Below are 7385 nucleotides of genomic sequence, written 5' to 3'. Positions count from 1 at the left end.
ACCTTTTTCGAATTCATTTATCAACTATTTTAATATCTGTAATTGGCCTTTAGATATTCCAGAAAGGGCACTTTAGTTAAGAGTGGGGATTGTTGCCTCACCCCATTTTCTTTTTCAACAAACGGGTTAATCCAATATGAAAGTAGTGTAAGAATATTATTAGTAGGCAATACCTACACGTGATTTTATATAATCGTTTGTTTTTATCTGTCTAAATGCAAATTCTGCTGTATCCGGTACTGATATTTCAGCTCCACCCTCCGGCAAAAAATTTCGATCTATTCGATATTTACCTACCCTTTCTCCATCCGGCAAGTACGTAGGACAGACAATCGTCCATTCGAGGGTGGATTGTTTGAGCATATCGTAAACCTTATGATGTTCTTTCGCTGCACGGGTTGACCTCTGCTTTGATTCGCTTGATTGATAACGTAGAGAATTTGGCGTTGATCTACTTTGCAGAATACCCGCAGTACCTATAGTTACTATTCGTTTTATACCTTCATTTTCCATTGCTTCGATAATAAGCGGCATACTCTCTGATAGAGTGGTTGTGCCATCAGTATTTAGTGCACTAATAACTACATCTATCCCATGCATTGCACGTACTATATTATCTTTATTTAAAACATTCCCTTGAATAATGGCTAAATTTTTATTATTTATTTGAATCTTCTCTGGGGTGCGAACTAATACGGTAACATGATGTCGATCATGAAGGGCATAAGTAACTATTTGACTTCCAACTCGTCCAGTTGCACCTAAAATTAAAATATTCATAAGAATGAGGCTCCTTTTGTAAATACTAATATTTTACTATAAAAGTTATTTTATTGTCTTGTTCAACTAAACGTTGTGATGCTTCAATAACGAAGGGCGCTCTTATATTATTGAAGTAACCGGACAGTTTTGTTGAACAACAATGTCCCTTCTCGAATTGATTTGAAACTTTTTACAATTAAAATCGTATAAATAGCTAAAGGAAATGGATTCTTATGGAAAACTCTTTTTTTACGAAGCATTATCAGATATAAAAGGAGAGGAATAAAAATGTATGAATACAAGTTTGTTAAAATAGAGTTTAAAAAATTATCTGGTAAACCTAAGGTAGATTATCAAGAAATAATAAAGAGTCATGCAAATGAAGGGTGGAGATTTGTTCAAATTTTCTCTCCTGACTTTGCTACTTCTGGGGTTGCAGTAGGTACATACTACGACTTGGTCTTTGAAAGACCAATAACAAAATAAACAGAAAAAATGTATAAGAAAGCTTGTGAAATATTCTACTTGAAGTAACGGGGGCTTTCGTTAAACATGAGTAAATAATAAACACACAAAAAACACCGTACAAATTTCGGTGTTTTTTCATGTGAGATCTAACTTGCTATCTCCATCTATTTTTAGTTTTGTACTTCAAACCTGAACCCGTTACTTTTAGCGAACCTTTTTCGAATTCATTTATCAACTATTTTAATATCTGTAATTGGCCAAACAACAACCTTCGTAGTTCCAACTACTTGATCCATTGGAATAGCCCCAATATGGCGACTGTCCATACTATTTCGCCGATTATCTCCCATTACAAACAAATGACCTTCTGGAACTACTTCACTCCCCACCGGGGTTTCCTTTAATGTAAAAGAATACGTTAGTGGACCATTCGTTACCGCTTCTTTACTATTATCTAAATAAGGCTCATCGTAGGGTATTCCATTAATATACAACGTATCATTTCTATATTCAATGCGGTCTCCTGGCAAACCAATTACTCGTTTGATAAAATCTTTTTCCCCTGTAGCATGAAAGACAACAACATCGAATCTTTTCGGTTCTCCTATCTTTGTTACAATCATTCGATTTTGGTCTTGCAAAGTAGGCTGCATCGAAGCCCCTTCAACTACAACGGGCGTAAAGAGAAAAGCACGAACAATAAATGCTACTACTATTGCAATAAAGAGGGCTTTAATCCATTCCCAAATCTCATTTCTCTTTTCAACCACATTTTCACCTTCTCACATATTCTCTAAAGCTGATATATTGGTTATATTCCACAAAACAAGATCAAATTCCTTCTTAGTATTCACTATTCAGAAGTTTTTCCCCCCTTTAGGTACTGGGGAGGTTCCTAGTCATACCAGACATTAGTCTAATCATTACAAATAGTATCAAGACAAGTAGCAACTATTCATTTCATACTTAACCCTTAATATATTCAGGTAAAGTGAAACTTCAATCAGTGGGGGTTTTACTGCACGTTAATGCGGGATAAATCTAATTCATAATGATAATATTGAGAATCCCTTTTGTATCCATTCTTTTCATATAATCTTTGAGCTGAATGGTTATCTGGTGCTGTGCTGAGACTAAGGCTTTTAGCACCTGTTTCAATAGCGTATTCCTTTGCTTTCTGTAAAAGCATTTCTCCGACTCCTTGTTTTCTTGCTGTTGAATCAACATATAAATCATTTAATATCCAAGCTCTTTTCATGGATATTGATGAAAATGTTGGATAAAGTTGAGTGAAGCCAATATAGTTTTGTTCGTCTTTAACGATAAAAATAATGGACTCTTTGCTTTCAATGCGTTCTCTTATGTAATTCTTAGCACCTTCTATATCGGACTCTTGGTGATAAAACATTCGATACTTATTATATAAATCTGACACTCCATCTAATTCATCAAATGTAGCTTGATATATTTTCATATTTTCTCCCACCTCTTAAACTATGTTTTTTATTTTTCAGATAAAAACTTCCTCAATGATTGAACTGCCTTCAGTGGCTTCAGCGTCAAGCCATTTCCAGTTTTCATATAGCCTAATTCGCCCATCAGGTAAGATTTTTGGAGAAGAGACACAGCTTCCTCCTCTAATTTCATGATTGCTGTTAACGTGATTATATCTAAATTCTAAGCAACCATCCTCTTTGACAATTCCAATCAGTGTTCCTTGTATGATTTGTCCTCCGCGGTATGTTGCTGAGATGATATTTCCCTCTTGTTTATATTCAAAAAAAGTTTTTGAAGAAACCTCGCCATTCGCTGTATTATCAACTGTAACAAATCTTTTGCCATTATAATTTACCATAATTTATACTCCTTCTTTTCAATTTATATCTATTGATGCAAAATGCTCCTGTTCTAATTAATAATCGAATCTCTTAATAGATTAGAGCTAACAATTTTTCACTTGTAACCATTCATTCTCTAAAATACCCATTTCCCATAAACTCCAGTATTCTTCACCATTTTTTCCTGTATCCCTAAGTAACCCCTCTTTAATAAAACCTGCTTTTTCATAACATGCAATAGCTGAACTATTAAAATCAAAGACCCCCAGACTAACTCTATGTAATTGATGCTCCTCAAAAGCAATGTTAAGGACTTCCTTAATCATTTGTTGCCCTATGCCTTTACCTCTTGCGTTTTTATCACCAATTAATACTTTCCCTACTCTTGCTGATTTATTTCTCCGGTCTATTTTCCCCAAAGAGATATGGCCAATCATATTTCCAGTTTCTTTGTCTATTACTTTATAAATCAATGTTTCTGAGTTATGGCTATTAGCATTCTCCATATATTCTTCTAATTGACTTTCCGTAAGAGGATACACGAATGCAGGGCCGCCCCATTGAAGCAGGAATTGGGGTGTATCAATCCAATCAATGAGTTGTCTGAAATCTGAGCGTTCAAAGTATTGGAGTTCAATCATAATCGTATTCCTCCCTATTCATTAATTGATAATTTTTTCTTTTCATTATTTCATAAAATTTCAAAAAATAAAATGTATATATTTTTAAACCATGCTACATTCAATATGTATCTAACAAAAAAAGAAAGGAAGAATGAATCTATGAAGTTTAAAGTCGAAACACTTCCAAACTATCGTGTCGCCTATATGCGACGGATTGGTCCTTATGGTCCTGCAAATTTTGAAGTAATGGAGAAGTTAAAAAAGTGGGCAAAAGAGAAAAATCTTCTTGAATCGGCAATCCTATTTGCAATCCCGCAAGACAACCCTGATACAACACCTCCTTTCAACAGTAGATTTGACGCTTGTATTGTAATTTCAGAAGACTATCATTTAGATGATTCAATTAATGAAAATAAAATTACTGGTGGAAAATACGTTATATATCAAGTCAGACACACAGCTGATGATATTCAAAGAGCATATTCTGACATTTTCCCATCACTGATTAGCAATGGGTATGAAATGGATAACAAATTATTATGGAAAAATACACTGGGGATCTGATTGATAACCCATTTTGCGAGATATGTGTACCTGTTAAACCTCAATAAATTGCTTGTTAAATATATTAGTAACTTTAGTATAAAAGAAGATTTAGGGGGTTATTATGGATAATCAATTTAGAAAATTTCTTGACACTTATTTAGACGCTTGGCGTTCTTCTTCGTTAAATGAAATGGGTAATTTAATATCAAATAATTACAAGGCAAGGGAAATTACACGAGGAGAGATAGTTGATTTTGAGTTTGAAGAATCAATACTTGGCTGGGAACAAGGGTTTAATTTTGTTAAAGAAAATAACGCCCAATGGGAATTGAATGAAATTTCTATTATTCCATTAAGAGCTGATGAGATGTTGGTTATAATATCTGCAACAATTCTCATACAAGGTGAGAGTTTAAATTCTGCAAATTTATTTTTCCAGACCTTCAAAAAAGATAGTTCTAATGATTGGAAATTGATAAGAAGTTATATAGAAGCAGGTATTCCAATAGAGAATATAAAGAGAATTCAATTCAACTAACGCAATCAACAAAAGTGAAAAAGAAGAGCAGGTTGCACCTTGTTCTTCTTTAATTTACCCGCACCGTTTGATGTAAAAGAAAAAAATCCTTTTTACTCAATATAAAAATAATGTGAAGTAATACAGCTTCTAATTATGTTTATTATGTAAAATAACCTAATAATCTATCAAGAGAATTGATCTCGACATATGGTTTTATTTCGGTATCATTCTTGATCATATGAGGATTGAACCATATGCCCTTTATATTAGCATTTTGACAACCACCAATATCCTTTTCTATGTCATCTCCAACGAATAATGCAGCTTCTGGCTGCACATTAAGCTTTTGTAATGCTAATTCAAATATTCGTTTGTCAGGTTTACTAAATCCGACTTCTTCAGAAATGATTATTATATCAAAATAACTATTTAAGTTAGTGTTAATTATTTTAGCTTTTTGTCTCTGTGTTGAGCCGTTTGTTATAATTGCAACTTTTACTTGCTTCTTTATAACATTTACGATATTTATAGTATTTTGGTTTATAGAAAAACAATGAGGAAAATTATTATTCCAAAAATCTTGAATGTAATTACGTGGCAATCTATATTTTGGTGGAAATTCATCAAAAAATGAATCCAACACTTTTGTTTTATCACTGTAGCCATAGCTTCTATTATCATATTCTTTGAATTTTTGTAGCATTTCATTTTTAGTTGAATATTTAACATCCTCATAACACTTTTCTAAAATACGTAAAAACATTTTTTCTACTGCCTTATCCCTATCAAGTAAGGTATCATCTAAATCAAATAGCATTGCTTGATAACCACTCAAATAACTTCACAGCCCTTCTCACATTTGATAAATAATCCCTAGATCGCACCTTCAAACTTTAGGCTTACAAAAAAACGTAATCTTCAACTATTGCACTCTTTATCACAATAAGCTTACTTTAACTTTTCTTTTTCATAAAGAGTTCAGCTTCATACCCATCAACCGGATAATCATCTATGAAAACCGAGTTATAATAAAATTCTGGTAGTGAACATTCTAAGCTTATGTAAATTTCTTTTGGATTTATCTCTTTATCTTCCCATAACTCATCATGAAAAATAAATCCTGTTTTATTAGTATTTATATCGAGTACTATGGGGTCTCCATTAAGTCCAGAACCAATAATAAACAAACCATTATCAATACAACGCTTGTGTTCCTCGTATAAGTTGTTATCAGGCATTTCATTTACACTATCATAATAAACATGATTGAGGCTGGTTGGGACTTTGATCTCGTATAACAAGCGAAGCTATGAAACTGCAAGGAGGAATAGGGGTACCGGTAAATATAGTTTTTAAGGAGGATGGTTTAGATATGAATCCAGTCGTTGGTCTGGATGTTGCTAAAGGTGAAAGTCAGGTACAAGCTTTCTTGGATAAGAAGAAGCCATATAAAAGCAGTTTTAAAATCACTCACACTCTTGAGGGATTGGAGAGTTTATACGAGTTTTTGAGAGAAATAGAAAACGCAACAGGGGTAAGGCCTCCAATCGTTTTAGAATCAACTGGACATTATCATGCACCTGTTGTTCAGTATTTTGAGGAAAGAGATTATTTATTAATTATTGTTAATCCACTCATCTCCTATCGGGCGAAGGGCTCTAGCTTGCGTAAAGTTAAGACCGATATTATTGATGCTAATCATCTCTGCGAGCTGTATTATAAGGAGGATTTAGAGCCCTATAAAAAGCGTGGAATTCAACTCTTAAACCTTCGTAATCTCACAAGGCAACATGAAAATCTAACAGGAATATTTGTTCAAACTAAGTTACAGTTTCAAGCAGTTTTGGATCAAGTTTTTCCTGAATATAGAGGTGTCTTTGGGGATTTATATTCCGTTGTTTCTTTACTAACTTTATTAGAGTATCCAACATCTAAAGATGTCTTGGAAGCTGGAGAAGTAAAGGTAGCAGCTAAAATCGACGAATTATGTAAAAGCCGTTCCAGTAAGTGGGCGAATACTCAAGCAACTAAACTGATAGCCGCTGCAACGCAGAATCCGTTTCAGAAGGTCTTATATCAAAGTAATCTATTAACCCTAGAAATGTATATCAAAATGCTTCTTGAATACCAAAAGCACCTATCTAAGCTTGTGGGCGAGATAGATGCTTTGGCAAAAGAAATTGAAGAATATGAGATTGTCCAATCAATCCCCGGTATCGGAGAAAAAATCGCTGCAACGATAATTTCTGAAATTGGAGAGATTGATCGGTTTGATCACCCTAAAAAACTTGTTGCATTTGCAGGAACTGATCCTAGTATCTTTGAATCTGGACGATTTAAAGGCACCGTAAACCGAATAACCAAAAGAGGTTCGAGTAGATTACGACATGCCTTATATATGGCTGTTCAATGTGCCATTCGTGATTGTCGAAAACAGAAAACAACGGATGAGATCATTCCTCGTAATAAGAAATTACGTGAGTTTTATGATAAAAAACGTGAAGAAGGAAAGCCATATAAAGTAGCTATTATTGCATGTGCGAATAAGCTCTTACACTGGATTTATGCACTTTTAAAAAATAAATCAACTTTCCAAGATATAGCTTAAAGTGAAAATTAAACTAATTA

10 protein-coding genes and 1 pseudogene are annotated in these 7385 nt (G+C 33.6%); 4 read left to right on the top strand and 7 right to left on the bottom strand.

Annotated elements, in window-relative coordinates:
• Positions 1-159: 159 nt before the first annotated feature.
• Positions 160-780: an NAD(P)-dependent oxidoreductase gene (locus V7097_RS22295; protein ID WP_335705837.1), complete on the bottom strand. Its 621-nt coding sequence runs from the start codon at positions 778-780 to the stop codon at positions 160-162.
• Positions 781-1050: 270 nt separating this feature from the next.
• Here V7097_RS22295 and V7097_RS22290 point away from each other — a divergent pair, with 270 nt between their 5' ends.
• Positions 1051-1248, top strand: a complete 198-nt coding sequence (locus V7097_RS22290; RefSeq protein ID WP_335705836.1) for a DUF4177 domain-containing protein — start codon at positions 1051-1053, stop codon at positions 1246-1248.
• A 206-nt stretch (positions 1249-1454) separates the two neighbouring features.
• On the opposite strand, the gene lepB is transcribed toward V7097_RS22290, so the two are convergent.
• From lepB to V7097_RS22270, 4 genes are all read right to left on the bottom strand, one after another.
• Complete coding sequence (lepB, locus tag V7097_RS22285) at positions 1455-2000, bottom strand: signal peptidase I (protein WP_335705835.1); 546 nt, start codon at positions 1998-2000, stop codon at positions 1455-1457.
• A gap of 245 nt (positions 2001-2245) precedes the next feature.
• Positions 2246-2704 (bottom strand): GNAT family N-acetyltransferase, encoded by a 459-nt coding sequence (locus V7097_RS22280; RefSeq protein WP_335705834.1) that lies wholly within the window; start codon positions 2702-2704, stop codon positions 2246-2248.
• Positions 2705-2740: 36 nt separating this feature from the next.
• Complete coding sequence (locus tag V7097_RS22275; RefSeq protein ID WP_335705833.1) at positions 2741-3085, bottom strand: n-acetylglutamate synthase; 345 nt, start codon at positions 3083-3085, stop codon at positions 2741-2743.
• 87 nt (positions 3086-3172) lie between these two features.
• Positions 3173-3709: a GNAT family N-acetyltransferase gene (locus tag V7097_RS22270; RefSeq protein WP_335705832.1), complete on the bottom strand. Its 537-nt coding sequence runs from the start codon at positions 3707-3709 to the stop codon at positions 3173-3175.
• 141 nt (positions 3710-3850) lie between these two features.
• Here V7097_RS22270 and V7097_RS22265 point away from each other — a divergent pair.
• A pseudogene (locus V7097_RS22265) lies at positions 3851-4302 on the top strand (AraC family transcriptional regulator).
• Positions 4303-4358: 56 nt separating this feature from the next.
• Positions 4359-4775: a flavoprotein gene (locus V7097_RS22260; RefSeq protein WP_335705831.1), complete on the top strand. Its 417-nt coding sequence runs from the start codon at positions 4359-4361 to the stop codon at positions 4773-4775.
• A 142-nt stretch (positions 4776-4917) separates the two neighbouring features.
• Here the strand turns inward: V7097_RS22260 and V7097_RS22255 are convergent, their stop codons facing one another.
• Positions 4918-5574, bottom strand: a complete 657-nt coding sequence (locus V7097_RS22255; RefSeq protein ID WP_335705838.1) for an HAD family hydrolase — start codon at positions 5572-5574, stop codon at positions 4918-4920.
• A 136-nt stretch (positions 5575-5710) separates the two neighbouring features.
• Positions 5711-5995, bottom strand: coding sequence for a hypothetical protein (locus V7097_RS22250; protein WP_335705830.1), 285 nt, complete (start codon positions 5993-5995; stop codon positions 5711-5713).
• 134 nt (positions 5996-6129) lie between these two features.
• Between V7097_RS22250 and V7097_RS22245 the strand changes: the two genes are divergently transcribed.
• Complete coding sequence (locus V7097_RS22245; protein WP_335705829.1) at positions 6130-7365, top strand: IS110 family transposase; 1236 nt, start codon at positions 6130-6132, stop codon at positions 7363-7365.
• Positions 7366-7385 lie beyond the last annotated feature (20 nt).

Origin of the sequence: Bacillus sp. JJ1562, from assembly GCF_036962705.1 — a bacterium.
In the GTDB taxonomy this organism is placed as follows: Bacteria; Bacillota; Bacilli; order Bacillales; family Bacillaceae_L; genus Ferdinandcohnia.
This window is presented reverse-complemented; position numbering and strand designations above follow the sequence as displayed.

Coding starts and splice junctions, on each gene's coding strand:
- V7097_RS22260 (WP_335705831.1), top strand. CDS start 4,359: ATGGATAATCAATTTAGAAAATTTCTTGACACTTATTTAGACGCTTGG.
- V7097_RS22245 (WP_335705829.1), top strand. CDS start 6,130: ATGAATCCAGTCGTTGGTCTGGATGTTGCTAAAGGTGAAAGTCAGGTA.
- V7097_RS22270 (WP_335705832.1), bottom strand. CDS start 3,709: ATGATTGAACTCCAATACTTTGAACGCTCAGATTTCAGACAACTCATT.
- V7097_RS22275 (WP_335705833.1), bottom strand. CDS start 3,085: ATGGTAAATTATAATGGCAAAAGATTTGTTACAGTTGATAATACAGCG.
- V7097_RS22295 (WP_335705837.1), bottom strand. CDS start 780: ATGAATATTTTAATTTTAGGTGCAACTGGACGAGTTGGAAGTCAAATA.
- V7097_RS22290 (WP_335705836.1), top strand. CDS start 1,051: ATGTATGAATACAAGTTTGTTAAAATAGAGTTTAAAAAATTATCTGGT.
- V7097_RS22250 (WP_335705830.1), bottom strand. CDS start 5,995: ATGCCTGATAACAACTTATACGAGGAACACAAGCGTTGTATTGATAAT.
- V7097_RS22255 (WP_335705838.1), bottom strand. CDS start 5,574: ATGCTATTTGATTTAGATGATACCTTACTTGATAGGGATAAGGCAGTA.
- V7097_RS22280 (WP_335705834.1), bottom strand. CDS start 2,704: ATGAAAATATATCAAGCTACATTTGATGAATTAGATGGAGTGTCAGAT.